18 protein-coding genes and 2 tRNA genes are annotated in these 21870 nt (G+C 65.8%); 11 read left to right on the top strand and 9 right to left on the bottom strand.

Translation table 11 applies throughout. The features are described 5' to 3' along the window. Positions 1-368 precede the first annotated feature (368 nt). A complete protein-coding gene (locus tag K369_RS16310) occupies positions 369-1160 on the top strand; it encodes a carbon-nitrogen hydrolase family protein (RefSeq protein WP_036292481.1) in 792 nt (263 codons plus the stop codon). A gap of 641 nt (positions 1161-1801) precedes the next feature. Here K369_RS16310 and polA read toward each other — a convergent pair. The 3 genes from polA to K369_RS16295 form a co-directional block, all read right to left on the bottom strand. Beyond that, complete coding sequence (gene polA, locus K369_RS16305) at positions 1802-4780, bottom strand: DNA polymerase I (RefSeq protein WP_036292479.1); 2979 nt, start codon at positions 4778-4780, stop codon at positions 1802-1804. A gap of 330 nt (positions 4781-5110) precedes the next feature. Then, the gene (locus K369_RS27245) at positions 5111-5278 is read right to left on the bottom strand and encodes a hypothetical protein (RefSeq protein ID WP_018267973.1); all 168 of its coding nucleotides are present in this window, start codon (positions 5276-5278) and stop codon (positions 5111-5113) included. Positions 5279-5401: 123 nt separating this feature from the next. Next, complete coding sequence (locus tag K369_RS16295; RefSeq protein ID WP_245278222.1) at positions 5402-6079, bottom strand: LexA family transcriptional regulator; 678 nt, start codon at positions 6077-6079, stop codon at positions 5402-5404. Positions 6080-6348: 269 nt separating this feature from the next. Here K369_RS16295 and K369_RS16290 point away from each other — a divergent pair, with 269 nt between their 5' ends. After that, positions 6349-6642, top strand: coding sequence for a hypothetical protein (locus tag K369_RS16290; RefSeq protein ID WP_156967950.1), 294 nt, complete (start codon positions 6349-6351; stop codon positions 6640-6642). A gap of 66 nt (positions 6643-6708) precedes the next feature. Here the strand turns inward: K369_RS16290 and K369_RS16285 are convergent, their stop codons facing one another. From K369_RS16285 to K369_RS16275, 3 genes are all read right to left on the bottom strand, one after another. Next, positions 6709-9423, bottom strand: coding sequence for a valine--tRNA ligase (locus tag K369_RS16285; protein WP_036292471.1), 2715 nt, complete (start codon positions 9421-9423; stop codon positions 6709-6711). Positions 9424-9580: 157 nt separating this feature from the next. Beyond that, on the bottom strand, positions 9581-10864 hold the full coding sequence (gene eno, locus K369_RS16280) for a phosphopyruvate hydratase (RefSeq protein ID WP_036295494.1): 1284 nt from the start codon (positions 10862-10864) through the stop codon (positions 9581-9583). 116 nt (positions 10865-10980) lie between these two features. After that, a complete protein-coding gene (locus tag K369_RS16275; protein WP_036292469.1) occupies positions 10981-11787 on the bottom strand; it encodes a creatininase family protein in 807 nt (268 codons plus the stop codon). Between the two features lie 469 nt (positions 11788-12256). Between K369_RS16275 and K369_RS16270 the strand changes: the two genes are divergently transcribed. From K369_RS16270 to K369_RS16260, 3 genes are read left to right on the top strand one after another with little or no spacing between them, the layout of a single operon-like run. Beyond that, on the top strand, positions 12257-13276 hold the full coding sequence (locus K369_RS16270) for an ABC transporter substrate-binding protein (protein ID WP_036292467.1): 1020 nt from the start codon (positions 12257-12259) through the stop codon (positions 13274-13276). A gap of 2 nt (positions 13277-13278) precedes the next feature. Beyond that, entirely contained in the window at positions 13279-14046 is a 768-nt protein-coding gene (locus tag K369_RS16265; protein WP_051949341.1) for an ABC transporter ATP-binding protein, read from the top strand. Next, positions 14043-14831: an ABC transporter permease gene (locus K369_RS16260; protein WP_036292463.1), complete on the top strand. Its 789-nt coding sequence runs from the start codon at positions 14043-14045 to the stop codon at positions 14829-14831. Before K369_RS16265 ends, K369_RS16260 begins: the two co-directional genes overlap by 4 nt. Before the next feature lie 38 nt (positions 14832-14869). Here K369_RS16260 and K369_RS16255 read toward each other — a convergent pair whose 3' ends face one another. Further along, a complete protein-coding gene (locus tag K369_RS16255) occupies positions 14870-15088 on the bottom strand; it encodes a hypothetical protein (protein ID WP_156967949.1) in 219 nt (72 codons plus the stop codon). A 28-nt stretch (positions 15089-15116) separates the two neighbouring features. Further along, the gene (locus K369_RS16250) at positions 15117-16502 is read right to left on the bottom strand and encodes a murein L,D-transpeptidase (RefSeq protein WP_245278221.1); all 1386 of its coding nucleotides are present in this window, start codon (positions 16500-16502) and stop codon (positions 15117-15119) included. Positions 16503-16630: 128 nt separating this feature from the next. Here K369_RS16250 and K369_RS24845 point away from each other — a divergent pair, with 128 nt between their 5' ends. Continuing rightward, a complete protein-coding gene (locus K369_RS24845; protein WP_198033140.1) occupies positions 16631-18514 on the top strand; it encodes a serine hydrolase in 1884 nt (627 codons plus the stop codon). A gap of 109 nt (positions 18515-18623) precedes the next feature. Beyond that, complete coding sequence (gene ychF / locus K369_RS16240) at positions 18624-19721, top strand: redox-regulated ATPase YchF (protein WP_036292460.1); 1098 nt, start codon at positions 18624-18626, stop codon at positions 19719-19721. Positions 19722-19770: 49 nt separating this feature from the next. Here the strand turns inward: ychF and K369_RS16235 are convergent, their stop codons facing one another. Then, positions 19771-20136 carry a hypothetical protein gene (locus K369_RS16235; protein WP_018266706.1) on the bottom strand — a complete coding sequence of 122 codons (366 nt, stop codon included), beginning with the start codon at positions 20134-20136 and terminating at the stop codon, positions 19771-19773. A gap of 88 nt (positions 20137-20224) precedes the next feature. Here K369_RS16235 and K369_RS16230 point away from each other — a divergent pair, with 88 nt between their 5' ends. From K369_RS16230 to K369_RS16215, 4 genes are all read left to right on the top strand, one after another. Further along, positions 20225-20917, top strand: coding sequence for an HAD-IA family hydrolase (locus K369_RS16230; protein WP_036292458.1), 693 nt, complete (start codon positions 20225-20227; stop codon positions 20915-20917). Positions 20918-20968: 51 nt separating this feature from the next. Beyond that, positions 20969-21043, top strand: a tRNA-Val gene (locus K369_RS16225). A gap of 106 nt (positions 21044-21149) precedes the next feature. Next, a tRNA-Thr gene (locus K369_RS16220) sits at positions 21150-21224 on the top strand. An 80-nt stretch (positions 21225-21304) separates the two neighbouring features. Beyond that, positions 21305-21868: a hypothetical protein gene (locus tag K369_RS16215; protein WP_210165055.1), complete on the top strand. Its 564-nt coding sequence runs from the start codon at positions 21305-21307 to the stop codon at positions 21866-21868. The last annotated feature ends 2 nt before the right edge of the window (positions 21869-21870 follow it).

Raw genomic sequence — 21870 nt, 5'->3', positions numbered from 1 at the left:
TTCATAGGGCGTTTCCACCCTCCCCTTCAGGGGGAGGGTCGGACCGCGAAGCGGTCCGGGGTGGGGTTCAACGGCAAAGACTCGGGGGTTCACCCCCTCCCGATCGCCTTCGGCGCTCGACCTCCCCCCTCGAGGGGGAGGTGGAAGCGCCTCTTCCGGCGCGGGTCTTGCTCGCCCGGCGTCTGCCGAATTTCGCGCGTATCTTTTTGATGGCGGAAGCCTTCGAAACGCAAGGGTGCGGCGCGTGTTGCAGAAGTCTTGATTTACGCATAATCGGAAATCGCTTGTTGGAAACGCCGGAAAATTACAGGCTCTCTGCCGCCGTCAAATGGAATGCCCCATTCAGAGCCTCAAAAACTAGCCGCCTTATGAAAAAAATCAGAATCGCCGCCGCACAAACCGCTGAATTTCTCGAAGACACCGAGGCCGCGCTAATCTGCGCGGCGGAGTTTGCGGCGCGCGCCAAATCAGGTGGCGCGTCGCTGCTATGTTTCCCTGAAGGTTTTCTTCAGGGCTATCTGACCGAAGACGCAGCCGCGCGCCGAAATGCTCTCGATCTCGCCTCACCTGCGTTTTCTGCGGTGCTAAACCGTCTTCCGAAGACCGGCCCAATGATCGTCATGGGACTTATCGAGATAGAAGAGGGTCGCCTGTTCAACACGGCTATCGTTGTGGATCGCGGCGTCCTCGTCGGTCGCTATCGCAAGGCGCACCTTTTCAACCGCGAGCACGTTTTCAACGTTGGAACCGAAACCGAGTTGCGCCTCTTCGGCGGCGAAAATTGCTTCCATGCTGGAACCGATAACCCTGTCTTTGAAGCGGAAGGTCTGCGTTTCGGAATCAACATTTGCTACGACACAAACTTCCCCGAAGCCGCGCGGAAAGTAGCGAACCTCGGCGCATCCTTGATCGTTTGTCCCGCGAACAACATGTGCCGCCGAAAGACGGCTGAAGCGCTTAAGGACGCCCACAACGCCATCCGGGGAGAACGTTGCCGTGAAACAGGGCTCTGGCTCGTCTCCGCCGATGTCACCGGCGAGCGCGATGGCCGTGTCGCCTGGGGACCTACAGCGGTCCTAAATCCAGCCGGTGAAGTCGTGGCTCAGCTCCCTTTAGGAGAGCCCGGACTGCTCGTCTTCGACATTCCTCGCCACGCGTAGCATAAGCAAAATCGCATAAGGCTAAATACTGAACCCGCGCGAATTGGGCGGTGGGGTCCCCTCCGGTCCTCGCCTTGACAATCTCCAGAATATATTCCTATACTCCCTCACCCTCGCCGAACGGCAAGGGCCTCTCTCTGGGTAGGAGCGGGGCCGGCGGGGGCGCGGTTTCGAGAGACGCGGGGCGGCTACCCTCGTTCACGCGCTCGACGCCACTCCGCCGGCGCGGCTTCTCCTTCGTGCGGAGGCATTTGGGAACAAATGCAAAAGCCGGCCGAATATCCCAGGCTCGCGCGGGAATAGACTACCTGAAAGGGAAAAACACACCTGGGTCGGGAGGCGGAGCAGAGGAGGGGCAGACCGCGTTCGGGACGTCAAAGCTTCCGATGCGTCTTTTTTAAAGAGGCCCTGGCCGACGGCGGCCGCGGCGTCCCGAACGACCTTGCATCACCCGCGACGCGGCGGGGCGCTTTCGCGCGCCCTGGATTCGCCCTGCGGCCGTCATGGCCGGGCTTGTCCCGGCCATCCACGCCGAGCAGCCGAGAAACCGAAGGAAAGCGCCCGCTATCGTCGGGGGGCGCGATGAGGATGCGCGCATTCGATAGCCCGCTTTGCGGGGCCGACTGCGGCGTCGCGCCACATCAATGCGCCTCGTCCCAATTCTGCGCGGCGCGGGCTTCCACTTCCAGCGGCACGGAGAGCGCCACCGCCGGATGCGGCGCCTCTTCCATCACGCGCTTGACGATGCGGATCGTCGCCTCGGCCTCGTCCTTCGGCGCCTCGAACACCAGCTCGTCATGCACTTGCAGAAGCATGCGCGCGTTCAGCCGCTCATGCGCGAGCGCTTCATCCATGCGCGCCATGGCGCGGCGGATGATGTCGGCGGCCGCGCCTTGGATCGGCGCATTGATCGCCGCGCGCTCGAAGAAAGCGCGCTCCGAGGCGTTGGAGGAGCCGATGCGCGGGAAATGGCATTTGCGGCCGAAAATAGTGGTGACGAGGCCGTTTTCCCGCACGGCCTTGCGCGTCTTGTCCATATAGGCGCGAATGCCGGGGAAGCGCTCGAAATAGCGCTTGATATAGGCGGCCGCCTCCTCGCGCGGAATGGAGAGCTGATTGGCGAGGCCGAAGGCGGAAATGCCATAGATGATGCCGAAATTGATCGCCTTGGCGCGGCGTCGCACCTCGGACGGCATTCCCTGCACCGGCACGCCGAACATCTCGCTCGCGGTCATCGCGTGAATGTCGATTCCATCCGCGAAAGCCTGCCGCAATTGCGGAATATCGGCGATATGCGCGAGTAGGCGCAATTCGATCTGCGAATAATCCGCCGAGATGAGCACATTGCCGGGCTCGGCGACGAAGGCCGTGCGAATCTTGCGCCCCGCCTCGTTGCGCACGGGGATGTTCTGCAGATTGGGGTCGGACGAGGAGAGCCGTCCCGTCGTCGTCGCGGCGAGCGCGTAAGATGTGTGGACGCGATGCGTCGTCTTGTTCACGAAGCCGGGCAGCGCATCCGTGTATGTGGATTTGAGCTTGGAGAGCTGCCGCCAATCCAATATGCGCGCGGCGAAAATATTGCCGCTCTCGGCCAATTCGTCGAGCACGCTGGCCGAGGTGGACCAGGCGCCGGTGGCGGTCTTCTTGGCGCCGGGCAGGCCCATCTTGCCGAAGAGAATATCGCCCAATTGCTTGGGCGAGCCGAGGTTGAAGCTCTCGCCGGCGAGCTCGTGAATCTCGGCCTCGAGCCGCGCCATATCCTGTGCGAATTCGCCGGAGAGGCGCGAGAGAATATTGCGGTCGATGGCGATTCCGCGTCGCTCCATCTTGGCGAGCACGCTCACCATGGGGCGCTCCAGCGTCTCATAGACGCTGGTCATATGCTCGGCGGAAAGGCGCGGCCTCAGCGCGCGCCACAGACGCAGAGCGACATCGGAATCTTCCGCCGCATATTCGGTCGCTTTGTCGAGCGGCACGCGCGCAAAGCCGATGAAGCTGCGGCCGGAGCCGGCGACGGCGGAGAAGGGAATGCATTCGTGGCCGAGATGCTTCTTCGAAAGCTCGTCGAGGCCGTGATTATTGCGGCCGGCGTCGAGCACGTAAGAGATCAGCATCGTGTCCTCGATCGGCGCGACATCGATGCCGCAGCAGGCCAGAACGAGGAGATCGTATTTCATATTATGCGCGATCTTCAGCACGCCGCGCGCTTCCAGCAGCGGCTTCAGATGCGCGAGCGCTTCCGCAAAGGGAATTTGCGCGGGCGGCGGATCGCCGCCGAGCAGATCGGCGCCGGTGGGCGCGACATGCTGCAGCGGAATATAGCAGGCGCGTCCGGGCGCCGTCGCCAGCGAGACGCCCACGAGATCGCAGGACATGGGATCGAGCGAGGTCGTCTCCGTATCCATCGCGACGATTCCGATGGCGAAGGCTTCCGCGATCCAGGCGTCGAGCCGCTCGAGCGTCGTCACCGTCTCATAGAGCGAGCGATCGATCTTGGTCGCGACGCCTTGCTCGCGCCGCGCCTCGGCGAGCGCGACCGGGCCGAGCGCGCCCTTCTCCGCCGCGGGAGCGGCGGGCGCAACCGCTTCCGGCGCGGGGAGGGCGGGCGCTTCGGCGACCTCGCCATTGCGGGCGCGCCATCCCGCCGGGCCGACGAAGGCGGGGTCCGGCTCTATCTCATTCGCCTCGACGCCATAGGTCTCCGCGGCGCGGCGCGTGAGCTGCGTGAACTCCATCGCTTGCAGAAAGCCGACCAGCGTCTTGCCGTCCGGCTGATGCAGGCCGAGATCGTCCAGCGGAATCTCCAGCGGCGCGTCGTCGACGAGCTTCACCAGTCTCTCCGACGTGCGGATCAGCGCGACGCTCGCAGGATCGGTCAGCGTCTCGCGGCGCTTTGGCTGCTTGATCTCGCCGGCGCGCGCCAGCAGCGTGTCGAGATCGCCGTACTCATTGATGAGCTGCGCCGCCGTCTTGACGCCAATGCCCTTGGCGCCCGGCACATTGTCGGTGGAATCGCCGGCGAGCGCCTGCACATCGACGACCTTCGCAGGCGGCACGCCGAAATAATCGACCACTTCGGCGACGCCGATGCGCCGCTCCTCGCGCGCGCCGGAAGCGGGATCATACATCGACACTTTATCGTCGATGAGCTGCATGAGGTCTTTGTCGGCGGAGACGATCAGCACATCGGCGCCGCGCGCGCGCGCTTGCTTAGCGTAAGTGGCGATGAGATCGTCCGCCTCATAGACGTCCTGCTCGATCGGCAGCAGGCCGAAGGCGCGCACAGCGGCGCGCATCAGCGGAAATTGCGGAATGAGATCGTCGGGCGGGTCCTGACGATGCGCCTTGTAGTCTGGGTAGATCTCCTTGCGGAAGGAGTTCTCCGATTTGTCGAAGATGATGGCGAGATGCGTCGGCGTGAGATCGGCCGCGCCCTCGCGGATGAATTGAAACAGCTTGGCGCAGAACAGCCGCACCGCGCCGGTCGGCAGGCGGTCCGTGCGGTAATTATATTTCGCGTCCTGCCGTATCGACTGGAAATAGGCGCGAAAGACGAAGGACGAGCCGTCGACGAGGAAGACGCGGCTGTCGGGACCGACGGGCTTATGTGTGAGAGTCATCGCGCGAGGAGCATGAACGCTAGGCCCTCGTAGAGAGGGCGGAAAGGGCGCGCGCAAGATAGCCCCGATCCCTCGGCATGGATACCCCCGGCTCGTCTCCCGGCGCGGCGCCGCGCAGGCAAAAAGGCCTCGCGCGGCCGAAGCCGGCGAGGCAGTGGGGATCGTCACACTTACGGCGCCGACGGTAACGTCTGCGCCGCGCCGTTGAACCGCCAATCGGCGAGCGGCGACGGGTCCAGCGCCGCGCGCAAAAAAAATCGCCCCGCTCGGGCGCGCGGGGCGAAGCGAAACGAGACGAATTCGGATGAATTGCGGCTCGCCGCGCGTTCCTCAATTGATCATGCGCGTGGTGGCGCCGGTGTCGCCCGTCACGCTCGCGCTTTTGGGCGAAATCCATTCTGGAACCTTCGTCAGCGCGACGGCGACGAAGGCGACGAGGCCGACCGCCCATATGACGATCTTGCCGTAATTCGTGCCGCCATGAACGTTCAACGCCATTGTTCCCTCCGTTGGTTTTTTTTCATTGGTCTCACGGCCGGATGGCTCGGCCATGCTGACGATGGCGAGACGACCGTGGCTTTGACACCGCCAATTTACGAAAGCGGAGGGGTCCAGCGCGCGTCAGAGCAGGGATTCGGTCCAGCGAATGCGGCCGTGGACGCAGAGGCGCTCGGCGTCGCCGCGCTCCAGCCGCTCGGGCTCGTAGCAGGCGCGATTGTCGGAGATCAGCGTGATCGCGCCATCCACATTGCGGCGCACGCGACGGATCAGCGGGCCATCGTCGAGCGAGACGAGATAGACGGCGTCGCCGATAATGTCGCGCTGCGAGCGGTCGATCAGCACGATCGCGCCATCCTCTATCGTCGGCCGCATGGAATCGCCGCGCGCGCGCAAAAATTCGAGCGCGTCGATCTCGGTTCCGAGGCGTCGCAGCAGAGCGCGCGGAAAGGCGATCCGCTCGCCGGCGATTTCGCGCTCCGCCGCCTCGCCGATCCGCAGCGGCGGGATTTGCGCCATATCCGGGCCGAGCGGAATCGCCGGCGGCGCGCCGGCCTCGAATATGGGAGCGCCGCGATCGAGCACCAGCCAGTCGAGCGAGACGCCCGTCACCTCGGCGATGCGGCCGAGCTTCTCGGCCGAAGCCTCGGTCTCGCCATTGAGATAGCGGCTATAAGTGGAGGAAGTGACGCCCGCGTCCCGCAAGATTCTGGCTGGACCGCCCGCCGCATCGACCGCCTGGCCCAATCTCTGCGCGAGGCCTGTTCTATCGAATACGGGATTTTCCTTCGTTTCCGGCACGCACTCTCTCATATTTGCTTGACAGAGACGCGCGAATGCGGGACCTTCGGCGCGGAGTTGGTTTCCATTTACGGTTAACACGCCGGATGTGGCGTGTCACCGTGCGGCTTGTTGCGCCCATGATTTGTAGTTGGAGCGATTTCGTTCGACGCGACGGCCTGCGTGACGCGGATTGGTTGGGGCGTGGGGACCGTCGCCGTCCCACGGAAACGGGCCTCGCGCCGCTGTGCAATGACAATCAGGCGGGGGAGCTCCCGGGCGCGGCGCGGATGGGCGACGCCGGCGATCGCCAATTCGCCCTGGTTCTTTCGCTCGCGCGCATGTTGTTGGCGACGCGCGGGCAATTCGCGCTCGCTCTGCGTGATCTCTCCTTGGCGCGATCTGGATGCGAGTCGCCGAGTGGTTTCACGCTGCGGATAATCGAGCAAAAGACGGATGAGGCGATCCACGCCTTGGGGCGGGGCGGATCGGCGATGCTCGAGGAGACGCTACGGCGCGCGATCGACGAAATTGCGAAGGAGATCACAATGGAAAGGAATGGCGCGCCTCGCCTCGCCGATTAGGCGGCTGTCTCTGCGAGGGCCGCGCCGCCATCCTTCTCGGGACGACGGCAGGACTCTGGATGAGGCTCAGCCGAGCCGCTTGGCCGCGGCTGTCAGCTTTTCGATGCGCTCGCGCGTCTCCTCGAGGCGCTCGCGGTTTTCCTCCACCACCTCTTCCGGCGCGCGGGCGACGAAATCGGCGTTGCCGAGCTTGGCCTCGATCTTCTTCGCCTCGCCTTCCAGCTTGGCGGTCTCCTTGGCGAGACGCACCTTCTCCGCCGCGAAATCGATGACGCCTTCCAGCGGAATGGCGGCGAGCACGCCGCGCACGATCAATTGCGCGCTGCTCTTGGGCGCGGCGTCGACGAAGCCGATCTGCGAGAGGCGCGCGAGCTTGCGCAGCGTCTCGTCCCAGCGCGTCACGCGCGACTGCACATCCGCGTCCGCGCCGACGAGGACGAGAGGAACTTCCGCGCCGGCGGGGAGATTCATCTCCGAGCGCACCGAGCGCACTTCGGAGACGAGATCGACGATCCAGCCGATCTCCGCCTCCGCGGCGGCGTCCTCGAGGCCGGAAAGATCGGGCCATTGCGCCAGCGCCAGCGGCGTCTCCCGCGCCGGACCTTCAAAACCTTTGACGCCCCACAGCTCCTCGGTGATGAAGGGCATGAAGGGATGCAGCAGCGCGTAGGTCTGATCGAGCAGGAACGCCGTGGTGGCGCGCGTCTCGTCCTTGGCGGCGCCGTCCTCGCCTTGCAGCAGGGGCTTGGCGAGCTCCAGATACCAATCGCAGAACTGGTTCCAGACGAAGCGATAGGCCGCATTGGCGGCGTCGTTGAAGCGATAGGCCTCGATCGCCGCGGCGATCTCGGCGGAGGCGCGCGCCGCTTCGCTGACGATCCAGCGATTGAGCGTGATCCGGTTGTTCTTCGGATCGAAGCCGGCGACGCGCGCGCAGCCGTTGATCTCGGCGAAGCGCGAGGCGTTCCAAAGCTTGGTCGCGAAATTGCGATAGCCGACAACGCGCTGCGTCGAGAGCTTTATGTCGCGCCCCTGCGCCGCCATGGCCGCGAGGGTGAAGCGCAGCGCATCGGCGCCATATTCATTGATGAGATGAAGCGGGTCGATGACATTGCCCTTCGACTTCGACATTTTCGCGCCCTTCTCGTCGCGGACGAGGGCGTGAATATAGACGTCGTGGAAGGGGACCTCCTTTTTGAAATAGAGGCCCATCATCATCATGCGGGCGACCCAGAAGAAGATGATGTCGAAGCCCGTCACCAGAACATTGGTGGGGTAATAGCGATCGAGCTCCTTCGTCTCGTCGGGCCAGCCGAGCGTCGAGAAGGGCCAGAGCGCCGAAGAGAACCAAGTGTCGAGCACATCCTCGTCGCGCGTCAGCGCAACGTCGCGTCCGTGCTTCGCGCGCGCGGCGGCGAGGGCGGCCTCCTCGCTGTCCTCGACGAAGACATTGCCGTCCTCGTCATACCAGGCTGGTATGCGATGGCCCCACCACAGCTGGCGCGACACGCACCAGGGCTGGATGTTCTCGAGCCAATCGAAATAGGTCTTCTCCCAATTCTTCGGCACGAAATTGGTGCGGCCCTCGCGCACGGCGGCGAGCGCCGGCTGCGCCAGAGTCTTGGCGTCGACATACCATTGGTCGGTGAGGCGCGGCTCCAGCACGGCGCCGGAGCGGTCGCCATGCGGCACCATATGCTTATGGTCCGACACTTCGGCGAGCAGCTCATGCTCCTCCATCATCGCGACGACGCGCGCGCGGGCGGCGTTGCGGTCGAGGCCGTGCAGAGCGGCGACCGTCATGTCCAGCTCGGGAGAGGGCGCGACATGCTCGAAGAAATCCGCATTGTCCTTCAGTGTCACCGCGCCTTCGGCGTCGAGCACATTGATGAGGCGCAGACCGTGGCGGCGGCCGACCTCGAAATCGTTGAAGTCATGCGCGGGGGTGATCTTCACCGCGCCCGTGCCCTTCTCGGGATCGGAATATTCATCCGCCACTATGGGGATGAGGCGCCCGACCAGAGGCAGGCGCACATTCTTGCCGACGAGCTTCTTATAGCGCTCATCCTCGGGATGCACGGCCACCGCCGTGTCGCCGAGCATGGTCTCGGGGCGCGTCGTCGCCACGGTGATGAATTCGCCGGTCGGCTGGCCGTCGTGATAGACCACAGGATATTTGAAGTGCCACAAATGGCCCTTCACCTCGATCTGCTGCACCTCGAGATCGGAGATGGCGGTCAGCAGCTTCGGGTCCCAATTGACGAGGCGTTTGTCCTTATAGATGAGCCCGTCGCGATAGAGCTGCACGAAGACTTTCACCACGGCGCGGGAGAGCCCTTCGTCCAGCGTGAAGCGCTCGCGCGACCAGTCGCAGGAGGCGCCGAGCCGCTTCAGCTGCTCGACGATGACGCCGCCCGACTCCGCCTTCCAGGCCCACACCTCTTCCAGGAACTTCGCACGGCCCAATTCGCGGCGATGCTGCTGGCGCTCCATGAGCTTGCGCTCGACCACCATTTGCGTCGCTATGCCGGCGTGATCCGTGCCCGGCTGCCACAGCACATCGTCGCCGCGCATGCGATGATAGCGCGCGAGAATATCCTGCAGCGTATTGTTGAGCGCATGGCCCATATGCAGCGAGCCGGTGACGTTCGGCGGCGGAATGACGATGGAAAAGGGCTTCGCGCCGGCGCGCTCCGGCCGGCCGGCGCGAAAGGCGCCCGCCTCCTCCCAGAGCTCGCGCATCCGCGCTTCGATGGTCGAGGGGTCGAAGGTCTTTTCCATGGGCATGGGGGAGAGCCGAATATCCGTGTCGAAGGCCCCCTCCCCAACCCTCCCCCGCTTTGCGGGAGAGGGAGCAGATTCGGGCCTTCATCCAAAGTTCGCGCAACGTCGCCGAATTCCCTCTCCCGCGTGAGCGGGGGAGGGTGCGGGAGGGGCCTTACACCAGCGCCTTCAGCGCGCTGCGGCCGGCGTAGATGGCCGCCGGTCCCAGCTCCTCCTCGATGCGTATGAGCTGATTGTATTTCGCGACTCTGTCCGAGCGCGCCAGCGAGCCGGTCTTGATCTGCCCGCTATTGGTGGCCACGGCGATGTCGGCGATGGTCGAATCTTCGGTCTCGCCAGAGCGATGCGAGATCACCGTCGTATAGGCGGCGCGATGCGCCATCTCCACGGCGGCGAGCGTCTCGGTCAGCGTGCCGATCTGATTGACCTTCACCAGCAGCGAATTGGCGACGTCCTCGTCGATGCCGCGCGCCAGACGCTCGACATTGGTGACGAACACATCGTCGCCGACGAGCTGGATCTTGTCGCCGAGCGTGTCGGTGAGGAGGCGCCAGCCCTCCCAATCATCCTCGGCCATGCCGTCCTCTATGGTGACGATCGGATAGGCCTCGGCGAGCTTGGCGAGATAGGCGACCTGCTCCTCTATGGAGCGCGTGACCTTCTCGCCCTCATAGACATATTTGCCGTTCTTGAAGAACTCGGTCGAGGCGACGTCGGCGCCGAGATAAATGTCCTCGCCCGGCACGAAGCCGGCGGTCACGATCGCCTCGACGATCACGTCCAGAGCCGCCTCTGCGGAGGGGAGGTTGGGGGCGAAGCCCCCTTCGTCGCCGACGGAGGTGGAGAGGCCGGCCTTCTTCAGCGCCGCCTTCAGCGTGTGGAACACTTCCGCGCCCCAGCGGATCGCCTCGCGCACGGTGGGCGCGCCCACCGGCAGGATCATGAATTCCTGAAAGTCGATCGGATTGTCGGCGTGGACGCCGCCATTGATGATGTTCATCATCGGCACCGGCAGCACGCGCGCCTGCACGCCGCCGATATAGCGGTAAAGCGGCAGCGAGGAGGCGTCGGCGGCGGCCTTGGCGACGGCCAGCGACACGCCCAGAATGGCGTTGGCGCCGAGGCGCGACTTGTTCGGCGTATCGTCGAGCTCGATCAGCGCCTCGTCGACCGCCACTTGATCCTCGGCCTCGAAGCCGACGAGCTCGCCCGCTATGTCCTCATTGACGCTCTGCACGGCGTCCAGCACGCCCTTGCCGAGATAGCGGGTCTTGTCGCCGTCGCGCTTCTCCACCGCCTCATGGGCGCCGGTGGAGGCGCCGGACGGCACGGCGGCGCGGCCGAAGGAGCCGTCCTCCAGCACGACCTCGACCTCGACCGTGGGATTGCCGCGTGAATCGAGTATCTCGCGAGCGTGAATATCGATGATTTCGGTCATATCGGGGCCTCTTTGGAGCGTCTGGCTGCGCGGTTGCGCGCGTTGTAGACCGAACCGCGCCGGGACGAAAGCCTCCAAAACCGGCGAAAGGCCGGTTCCCTGTGGCGTTTCCGGCGCTATTTCGGCGGCGCGCCGGCCAAGCGCGCGAGATCGAAGGCCTCGACGTCGCGCAGCAGCTCGACGAAGGCGGTCGCCCAATAATCGGCCGCGGCCTCGCCCTTGGCGGCGCTGGCCGCCGCGGCGTCGCCGATCGCCCCTTCCTTGGAGAGGTCCTGCGTCTTCCAGCCGAAGCCGATCGGCCGGTCGGCGCGCAGCCAGGTGAAATCGCGCTCGAAATCGGCGTTGGCCGAGCGAAAATGCCGCGCCCGCGCCACATCGACGAAATCCGGCGCGAGCGCGAGCATCAGCGAGGTCTCGATCTCCCCGCCGTGTATGCCGAGGCGGATTTCCTCCTCGCCGAACAGCCCGTCGGGATAGCCGAAGCGATGCCAGGAGCAGGAAACGGCGAGCAGCTCGCGCCGAATGCGCAGCTCCAGCGCCGCCTGGGAGATGAGCGCCGAGTTGCCCCCATGCGAATTGAGGAGTACGAGCTTGCGGCAGCCGGCGCGGGCGACGCCTTCGCCGATCTCGCAGAGAAGGCGCAGCGCCGTCTCGTGCGAGAGGCTGAGCGTGCCGGGAAAATCGCCATGCTCGATGGAGACACCGATCGCCTGCAGAGGCAGGAACAGCGCGTCGAGATCGTCCGGCAGGCGGTCGACGACGCGCTCGATCATGCCGCGCATGATCTGCGAGTCGACGCCGACCGGCAGATGCGGCCCATGCTGCTCGACGGCGGCGATGGGCAGCACGGCGATGACGCGCTCCATCTCGAGGTCGCGGAATTCAGTGGTGGCGAGGTCGATCCAATAGCGGGATGGAAGCATGGCGGAGAGGGTAGACCTTTCGGACGGGGATCGCCATAGGGCGCACCCTTCTCCCGCGCGCGGGAGAAGGTGGCCTCGCGAAGCGAGGTCGGATGAGGGTCCCTCGGCGTTGGCGAGAAAAATTCGAAGATCATTGCGGTGGGTCGAGCCCTCATCCGACCCTGCTTTGCAAGGCCACCTTCTCCCACAGAGTGCACGGCTGTCCGGGGAAAATTTTGGCGCAACGCAAGCGAGTCTTTGGAGCCTGTTTCTCAACCAAAGATGGGTTCTCAGCGCTCGCTTTGCGGTGGCTGTCTCATGGAAAAACGGACCAAAGAGGCCGGAAGAGCGCTTCGAAGACAGATTTCGCAATCTGCGCGAGTCCTCAAACGCCCTGCTTACAACCGAAAAACTTTCCCCGGACAGCCGTGCACAGAGTGGGAGAAGGGAGAACCCGAAGATCGTTGAAAAAATCGAGGTGAGGCAATCGATGACGAAACGCTTCGCAGCACAGATCGCGGCTTTGGCATTCTTCTTCGCCGCCCTTCCGGCGCTGGCGCTGGACAAGGTCTCCTTCGCCACCAATTGGCGGGCGCAGGCCGAGCATGGCGGCTTTTATCAGGCCCTCGTCGACGGCACTTACGCCAAATACGGCCTGGACGTCACAATATTGCAGGGCGGCCCGCAGTCCAACGCGCGGCTGCTGCTCGCCGCCGGCCGCGTCGATTTCTGCATGGGCGCCAATCTCATCCAGACCTTCTCCGCCGTGCAGCAGAAGGCGCCCATCGTCGCCGTCGCCAGCATGTTCCAGAAGGATCCGATCATCTTCATGTCGCATCCGGGCGAGGGTTTCGATCGTTTCGAGGATCTGCCCAAGGCGACGGCTTTCGTCGGCAATGACAATCTCGTCTCGGTCTATCAATGGCTTCGCCAAGCCTATGGCTTCAAGGAAGAGAAGATCAAGCCCTACACCTTCAACTCGGCGCCCTTCCTCGCCGACAGGAAATCGATCCAGCAGGGCTATCTGACCTCCGAGCCTTTCGAGATCGCGCGTCAGGGCGGCTTCACGCCCAATGTGTTTCTGCTCGCCGATTACGGCTATGACAGCTATTCGACGACGATCGAAACGCGCAAGGAGACGATCGAGGCCAAGGCCGATCTCGTGCAGCGTTTCGTCGACGCGTCGATCATCGGCTGGTATCATTACATCTACGGCGACAATAGCGCCGCCAACGCCGCCATCCGCAAGGACAATCCCGAAATGTCCGAGGGCCAGCTCGCCTATTCCGTCGAGAAGCTGAAGGAGCGGGGCATTGTCGATTCCGGCGATTCGCTCGGCCTCGGCATTGGCGCGATGACCGACGCCCGCGTGCGCAGCTTCTTCGACAAAATGGCCAAGGCCGGCGTCTTCCCCGCCGATCTTCCCATCGCCCAGGGCTACACCACGCGCTTCGTGAACAAGAAGGTCGGGCTGGAGCTGCGGCCTTCGCATGCCGCGGGGGCGCAGTGACAATGGGCGCCGCGGAGCCTCTGGTCTCGCTGCGCGGGATCGGCAAGAGCTTCGCCAATGGCGTCGCGGCGCTGGAGAATTTCCATCTCGATCTTCGCGACGGCGAGTTTCTGACCTTGCTCGGCCCGTCGGGCTGCGGCAAATCCACGGCGCTGCGGCTCATCGCCGGCCTCGCGACGCCGAGCGCCGGCGCCGTCGATTGGCGTGACTCGGCCGCGGCGCACAACATCGGCTTCGTGTTTCAGGAGGCGACGCTGCTGCCCTGGGCCGATGTCTTCGCCAATGTCTATCTGCCGCTGCGCCTCGCCAGCAAGACGCGCGAGGCGGCCGCGCCGCTGGTGCGCGAGACGCTGGCGCTCGTCGGCCTCGCCGATTTCGAGACGGCGTTGCCGCGCCAGCTCTCCGGCGGCATGAAGATGCGCGTCGCCATAGCGCGCGGCCTGGTGACGCGGCCGAAATTGCTGCTGATGGACGAGCCCTTCGCCGCGCTCGACGAGGTGACGCGCTTTCGTCTCGGCGACGATCTCCTGGCGATGAAGCGAAGGCTCGACACCACGATCGTCTTCGTCACCCATTCCATCTATGAGAGCGTCTATCTCTCGACGCGCATTCTCGCGCTCTCTGCGCGCGGCGGCGCGATCGTCGATGCGATCGACATAGATGCGAATATCGCGCGCGACGATGAATTCCGCGCCAGCCCCGCATTCGCGCAATATTGCCGGCGCGCTTCCGCCGCTCTGCGCAGCGCCTATGGGGAGGAGCTGCGATGACGCAGCCGAGCCCGTTTCGCGAGACATTGGCGCCGCTGGCCGTGCTGGCCGCTGCGCTCGCCGCTTGGGAGGCGGCGGTGCGCTTCTGGGCCATTCCACCCTATGTGCTGCCCGCGCCGAGCCTCATCGCCGAGACTTTGGTGAAGGACAGGGATCTTCTCTTCGCCGCCCTCCTCGTCACGCTGACGACGGCGCTGGAGGCGCTGGCGCTGGCGACGATCGGCGGCGTCGCTCTGGCTCTGCTCATCTCGCGCTCGCGCTGGATGGAGCGCGCGCTGATGCCCTTCGCCATTGTGCTGCAGGTGACGCCCATCATCGCTATAGCGCCGCTGCTGCTGGTCTATCTCGCCCCCGCCGAGGCGGTGCTGGTCTGCGCCTTTCTCGTCGCCTTCTTCCCCATTCTCGCCAATACCTCGCTCGGCCTCGCCTCGGTCGATCGCTCATTGGTCGAGCTTTTCGATCTCTATCGCGCCTCGCCCTGGCGCAAGCTCGTTTATCTGCGCGCGCCGGCGGCGCTGCCGCAATTTTTCGCCGGGCTGCGCATCGGCGGCGGGCTCGCGCTCATCGGCGCGATAGCGGCGGAGCTCGCGGCCGGCGCGGCGGGGCAGGGGGCGGGCCTCGCCTTCCGCATTTCGGAGGCGGGCTACAGGCTCGACATTCCGCGCATGTTCGCGGCGCTGGCGTTGGTCTCGCTGGCGGGAATCGTCATTTATGCGGGGCTGACGGCGCTGTCGCGTCTCGCCCTCTCACGCTGGCACGAGAGCGCGCGGGGATTGGACGATTAGAGCATCCTTCTCCCGCTTGCGGGAGAAGGAGTCGCGCCTCACCGTCCGACGCCCACTTGCGCGCAGCGCGAATCGGCGGTCTTGAAATAGATCGGATCGCAGGGCGCGAAGTCCTCGGGGCACATCTTCTCGCAGAATTGCACCGGGACGACGACATAGGTCTGAGCCGGGTGCGGCTGGCGGGAAGGGCGCTCGCCGGCCTGCGCCGCACTGAGCGCGCCGAGCAGAGCCGCGACGAAAGCAATCGAAGCGCGCATCGCGATTCCTCCGAAGTCTGGAGCGAATTCAGCGATCTCCGCGCGCTTCGCCCACTGCGTCGACCCCATATATATCGTTGCGGAAATGGACCGTGCCATTCGCGGAAGCCCATCCGGTCATATACACCCATACGACCGGCACGGGCTTGGGCAGGTTCACGTCCTGGCGCTCGCCGCCGATCTTCGACATGATCGCGGCCTTGTCCCATTGTCCCGGCGCTCCCTCCAGCAGCCAGGCGGCGAGATCGTAGACGCCCTCGACGCGCACGCAGCCATGCGAGAGAAAGCGGTAGTCGCTGGCGAAGAGCCGCTTGCTCGGCGTGTCGTGCATATAGACGGCGTGCTTGTTGGGCATTGCGATGCGGATCGAGCCGAGCGAGTTCTGCGCGCCGCTGTCCTGGCGCAGCGTGTAATTGACGGCGCGCTCGCTGGCCCAATTGATGGATTTCGGCTCCACCTCGGTCCCGTGATTGTCGAAGACGCGAATGCGCGCCTTGGCGAGATAGGACGGGTCCTTCTGCATCTTGGGCATGATCTCGTTCTTGATGATCGAGACCGGGACTGTCCATGTGGGATTGAGATTGACCGCGCCGATCTTCGCCTCGACCTCGGGCGAGGGATGCTCGACATCGCCGACGATCGCCGTATAGCGCCGTGCGACATGGCCGTTCTCCACGGCGTCGACGGCGGCGGAGGGGATGTTGACGACAATATAGCGTGGGCCGAAGGGGAAATCATTGCCGGCGAGCCGCTGCGCCGAGGAGGCCAGCTGGCGGAAACGCACCGAGGCCGGAATGTCCAATTCGCGCAGCGTCGCGCCGGCGACGACGCCGGTCTGCCTCAGCCCCATGCGGAATTGAAAATGTCTCACCGCCTGGGTGAGCGCCGCGTCCCAGGCCTCGCCGCCGGCGGCTTCCGTCGGCAGATCGCCCTCGGCGGCAAGGCGCTTGCGCAGCGCCGCCACCGCCTTGCCGCGCGCTCCGGGCTGCAATGGCGCGCCCACCTTGGGCCAGCCGCCGGCGTCGGCGATGGCAGCATAGCGCTCGGAGGCGAGCGAGGTGGCGAAGAAGGTCTCAGGCTGCAGCGCAGGGGTCGGATCGTCGGAGAGCGCCATCTCGCGCGGCGGCGCGGGCTTGGGCTTCGGCTTTGGTTTCGGCTTGGGCGCGGCGGCCGTCTGCGGGGCCGCCGTCGGCGCTGCTCCGGGCTCGGCCGGGCCGGCGGGCGCAGAGGCAGGAGCAGGAGCCGGGGCTTGAGCCGCCGGGACCGGCGCCGGCGCGGCAGGAGCGGCCGGAGGAGCCGAAGGCTCTGCGGCCGTCTGCGCCAGCGCGGGAAAGAGCGGCGCGGCGAGCAATCCCGCCGCCGCGAATGTCGCTATCGCGCGACGAGCCTGTCCGATCCGTAACTTGTTTCGCATATCGTTCCGCGCCAGAATCGCGCCCGAAAAGTCGCCGACGCTGCTCTCGTCGGAGCTTTTCCGCCTTGCGGGGCTCGCGGTCAACCCGCGCGCCGGCGATGCGCCTTTCCGAGAAGGGAATTTTCGAAATGCGGTGTTTTCGTCTCGCACGTATCGCGCGATTTTTTTCGTTCGCCATCGCCTTTTTCTTCGTGGCCTGTCTCGGCGGCGCGGCCGAGCCGGCCGCCCTCTCGGAGAGCGATATCGCCGGGGTCGTCGATCCGCTCATGACGGAATGGGTCGACCATGGCGGCGCCGGCGCCGTTGTTGTTGTGGTCGGTCGCGACGGCCCGATCTTCGCCAAAGGCTATGGTCTCGCAGACAAGGAGGCGGGCCGTCCCTTCTCCGCGGATCGCACGCTGGCGCGTCCGGGCTCCATCTCCAAGCTTTTCACCGGCATAGCGGCGATGCAGCTCGTCGATCAGGGAAAGCTCGATCTCGATCGCGACGTCTCCGACTATGTCGGCTTCGCGATACCGACTCCGCCGGGCGGAAAGCCGGTGACGATGCGTCTTTTGCTCACCCATCGCGCCGGCTTCGAGGAGCATGGGAAGGATTTGTTCTTTGCCGGCGGAGAGCCCATGCCGCTCGCCGCCTGGGTCGAAAAATCGCTGCCGCCGCGGCTTTTTCCGCAGGGCGATGTTCCGGCCTATTCCAATTACGGATTCGCGCTCGCCGGCCTGGTCGTCGAGCGCGTCTCCGGCGAGAGCTATGCGGAATATGTCGAGCGCCACATTCTCGCGCCGCTGCGCATGGTGCGCAGCAGCTTCCGCCAGCCTCTGCCGGAAACGCTCGCGCCCCTGGCGGCGAAGGGCTACCGCGAACGCGGCAAGCCGCTCGGCTTTTTCGAGACCATCCACGCCGCTCCCGCCGGGGCGCTCTCCGCGACCGGCGAGGATATGGGCCGTTTCATGCGAGCGCTGCTGAATGACGGCGAGCTCGACGGCGCGCGCATCCTGCCGGCGGCGCGGCTGCGGGAGATGCTTACGCCGCATGAGCCGACGGCGGCGGGCTGGCTCGGCCTCGTCTTCTTCGGCCGTCGCCTCGGCGGCGCGGAGGCCGTGGGCCACGGCGGCGGCACCTTGGCCTTCATCAGCGATCTGGAGCTGTTCCGCGACCAGGGGCTCGGCGTGTTCGTCTCGCGCGACGGCTTCAGCGATCAGAAGGAGGCGCCGGACATTGCGCGGGCCATCGCCGAGCGCTTGCTGCCGCAGGCGAAGGCGCCGCAGCTCGCCGCCGGCCCGGCCGACCGGCGTCTCGAGGGCGTCTATCAGTCCACCCGACGCGCCGATTCGAGCTTCTTGCGGGCTTCGGCTCTGCTGTCGCAAATCGTCGTTCGCGTCGAGCCGGATGGCGGGCTCCGCATGTCCTCGGCCGCATGGCCGTTCGGCGAGAGCCGCGCGATGAAGCCGGCCGGCGACAATGTGTTCGAGGGGCCGGGCGGCATGCGGCTCGCGGCGGTCCTCGGCGAGCCGCCTTACTTCGACATGATCGCTATGCGCTGGCAGCGCGTTCCCTGGCGCCTCGACGCGCGCTGGATCGCGCCCGCTCTCCTGGCCAGCCTCGCCTTCGCCCTTCTCTCGCTCGCGGCCTGGCCCGCCGCCGCGCTGTGGCGGCGCTGGCGGAGGCGGCCCGCCCCATTGGCGGCGGGCGATCGCCGGCTCCTCGCCGCCGCGAGGCTCGCGCTTCTCGCCGATCTTCTGGTCGTCGCGGCTTTGATCGCGCTCTTTGCGAGAACAGAACCGAGCGTGATGAACGACGCGCTCGATCCGGCGCTGATCGCCATTTACGCTCTGGCTTGGCTCGGCGTGGCGGGGGCGGCGATCGCCCTCTACGCGGCCTCGGTCTCCTGGCGCCGGCGCGTCGGCGGGGCCTGGACGCGCCTCCATCAGAGCGCGCTGGCGGCGAGCGCCTTGATGATCGCCTATGTCTTCGTGACCTTCCACATCGCCGGAACGACGCTGAACTACTGAAGGAGGCGGGGGCGCGCTCGCGCGCCCCTGTTTTCGCGCGCCCCTTGCCTTTTGCGCCGGTCCCGCCCATACCGCGCCGCAGCGAGATTGCGCGAGGAAACGGGACGCCATGGGCTTCAAATGTGGAATCGTCGGCCTGCCGAATGTCGGCAAGTCGACCCTCTTCAACGCGCTGACGCAGACGGCGGCGGCGCAGGCGGCCAATTACCCCTTCTGCACGATCGAGCCCAATGTCGGCGACGTCGCCGTGCCCGATCCGCGGCTCGAAAAGCTCTGCGAGATCGCCGGCTCCAAGCAGATCATCCCGACGCGCCTCACCTTCGTGGACATAGCCGGGCTCGTGCGCGGCGCCTCCAAGGGCGAGGGGCTCGGCAATCAGTTCTTGGCCAATATTCGCGAATGCGACGCCATCGCCCATGTGGTGCGCTGCTTCGAGGACGGCGACATCACCCATGTCGAGGGCGACGTCGATCCGATCCGCGACATAGAGACGATCGAGACCGAGCTGATGCTCGCCGATCTCGAGAGCCTGGAAAAGCGCGTCCTCCCGCTCGAGAAGAAGGCCAAGGGCGGCGACAAGGACGCCAAGGAGCTGCTCGATCTGATGCGCCGCTGCCTCGATCTGGTGCGCGACGGCCGTCCCGCTCGCCTCGTTGTTATCGCGCCGGAGGAGCGCGGCGCGCTCGCGGGTCTCGGCCTCTTGTCGTCCAAGCCCGTTCTCTATGTCTGCAATGTCGAGGAAGGCGCCGCGGCGGAGGGCAATTCCTTCTCGCAGAAAGTCGCCGCGCGGGCGCGCGAGGAGGGCGCGGCGAGCGTCGTCGTCTCGGCCAAGATCGAGAGCGAGATCGCCGTGCTGCCGGCCGAGGAGCAGAAGGACTATCTCGAGGCGGTCGGGCTGGAGGAGCCGGGCCTCAACCGCGTCATCCGCGCCGGCTATACGCTGCTGCGGCTCGTGACCTATTTCACCGTTGGGCCCAAGGAGGCGCGCGCCTGGACGATCGAGCAGGGCACGCGCGCGCCGCAGGCGGCGGCGGTGATCCATACCGATTTCGAGAAGGGCTTCATCCGCGCCGAGACGATCGCCTATGAGGATTATGTCGCGCTGCGCGGCGAGGCGGGCGCGCGCGAGGCGGGCAAGTTCCGGCTCGAGGGCAAGGACTATGTCGTCGCCGACGGCGACGTGCTGCATTTCCGCTTCAACAACTGATTGGACGAAAGCGAGCCTTCGCGCTCGCTGTCTCCTATTCGGGGTCTCGCTATTTCGCCGGCGGCGTGCAGACCACCGAGCTCTCGTTCAAGACGAAGCAGATCGACATCTGTCCCGAGCGCAGATCGACGCGGAACACGCCGCCCTCGCCCGTATGGCGGGAGGCGATCAGCGCATATTCGCTGAACTGCCCGGCCTTGGCGCCCTCGCCCGGCGGATAGCAGAGCGTCACGCCGACGGCCGCGCCCTCCTTCAGCCCATATTGGCAGGCCCCCACCTCGCCGCTGGCGCGGTCCAGGCGAAAGACGCGGTTGAGATCGGTCTGCGGGGCGGCGAGAAACTCGTAATTGCCGGCGAGCGCCGCCGGCGCCGCCAGGGCGGCCCCGAGAGAGAGGAGACGAATGGCTGCGCGCAAGGTTACACTCCTTCGACGAATCACAGGGCGCAGTCTACACGCCGATGCGGCAATCGCGAGACGGCGCCGAATAGGGTAGGGGCAGCGAATGGTCGGCGCGCCGACTCTGGTCTTCGATCTCGACGGCACGCTGGCCGACACCGCCGGCGATCTCATCGCCACCTTGGGCGTGCTGCTGGAGCGCGACGGCCGCGCGCCCGTGCCGCTCTCCGCCGTGCGCACGCTGGCCGGGGCGGGCGCGCGGGCGATGATCGAGCGCGGCTTCGCGGCCACGGGCGCGCCGCTCCCGCCGGAGCGGGTCGAGGCGCTGTTTCCCGATTTCATCGCCCATTATCGTGAGCGAATCGCCGTCGAGACGCGGCTCTTCCCCGGCGCGGAGGCGGCGCTGGAGCGATTCGCCGAGGCCGGCTTCGCGCTCGCCGTCTGCACCAATAAATCCGAGGAGCTGGCCGTTCTGCTGCTCGAGCGCCTGGGCGTGGCGGGGCGATTCGCCGCCATTTGCGGCCGCGACACTTTTCCTGCGCACAAGCCCGACGCGCGCGCGCTGACGCTGACGATCGAGAGAGCCGGCGGCCATGCGGCGCGGGCGGTGATGGTGGGCGATTCGCAGACCGACATAGCGACGGCCAAAAACGCCGGCGTGCCCGTGGTCGCGGTGGATTTCGGCTATACCGAAACCCCGGTCTCGTCCTTCGGCCCCGACCGTGTGATCTCGCATTTCGACGAATTATGGGAGGCCGTGGCCTCGCTCGGCGCGCTGGAAGCCTCCGCATGCACTTGACGGGAGACGCCGTCGTCTCTTACAGAACAGTTCGGCCTCGGTGAGGCCCTCGGGCGGCTAGCTCAGCGGGAGAGCACTCCCTTCACACGGGAGGGGTCACAGGTTCAATCCCTGTGCCGCCCACCATTCGCTCCACTTCTCCCCTTTGGACGATTTTCCTCCTTCCGCTCGGCGGATAGGCGCGGCGAATGTCTTGCGCAGTCGCCATCACTGTGGCACAAGGCCGCCCGACGCTGCAGTAGCTCAGTGGTAGAGCACTCCCTTGGTAAGGGAGAGGTCGAGAGTTCAATCCTCTCTTGCAGCACCAGCCTAACGGCTTGATCCTCCTTAACTTGCTGGTATCGTGACGGGTTCCGGCGGCGCTGTGCTACACACGGTTGCCCCACAATGGTTCTCGCAATGGCCCGTCCGACTGCCCGCAAAGGCTCCCGCCACTATCAGTTCCGAAAACGCATCCCCGAGGATGTCCTGGACGCCTTGAGATCGACGCCGGGGTGGAAACGCCGCGGGTGGGGCCTCACGTCCGGCGAGATTACCGTTAGCCTTGAACGCGAACGTCAGCCCGGCGAAACCGACAAGGCTGCCCACGCGCGGCTCTCTGCGGAGGCGGAGGGGGTGTTCGCCGAGGTCCGAAGGGGCGTCCGTGCGCTGTCCGACACGGAGATTGCCGCCTTGGCGGGGGAAGCCTATGCGCTCGCCTCCGCGCCCGATGGCGTGAAGCAACTCGGCACCAGCGCCCGCCGCAAGACCTTCGACCTCCACGACTTCGCCCTGGAGCTGGTCGCGGGGAAGGGCATTCGCGCCGATGGAGCCTCCGTGTCCCGTCTCTTGGCGGCCTTGGCGGGAGAGCGTGGCGCGTTGGTCGCGGCCGTTGAGGTCGGGGAGGCGAGAGCGTGTAGATTTCCGTCGAGATTTGACCCGGGATTTCCATTGAGAAGTGACCCGGGTTGAAG

Origin of the sequence: Methylosinus sp. PW1, from assembly GCF_000745215.1 — a bacterium.
Lineage (GTDB): Bacteria > Pseudomonadota > Alphaproteobacteria > Rhizobiales > Beijerinckiaceae > Methylosinus.
The sequence above is the reverse complement of the archived record's forward strand: the minus strand, read 5'-3'. Positions and strand labels throughout refer to the sequence as shown.